Consider the following 303-nt stretch of genomic DNA (forward strand, 5'->3'; position numbering starts at 1 on the left):
TTCTGCGTTGGGAATCGTGGACAACGGGCGTCATCATCGAATATCACCTGAAGTGGTTGCCGGCAGGAATGCTCGAGACACCGACTGGAGTGTCACGAGCAGCGCGTTTGGAGCGCATGCGCTCATCGCGTGACATTGAGAAGGTCGCAGAAATCATCGTCACCGCCGTCGGCGGATCCGTGATTGACGAAGACGGTTTCCTCGTCGGTCTTGTGGACGATACCGCAATCGAATAACAGCCCTACTCGGCCAGCTTGCGCCGTTTGTTCGCCTACAGCGCACACGAGCTCTTGCTCAGCCACG

General features: G+C 57.8%; 1 pseudogene. It reads left to right on the forward strand.

Annotation, left to right across the window (positions count from 1 at the left end):
- A pseudogene (locus QP415_RS11320) lies at positions 1-236 on the forward strand (PRTRC system protein E); the annotation flags it as partial.
- Positions 237-303 lie beyond the last annotated feature (67 nt).

The organism is Pauljensenia sp. UMB3104 (assembly GCF_030217285.1).
In the GTDB taxonomy this organism is placed as follows: domain Bacteria; phylum Actinomycetota; class Actinomycetes; order Actinomycetales; family Actinomycetaceae; genus Pauljensenia.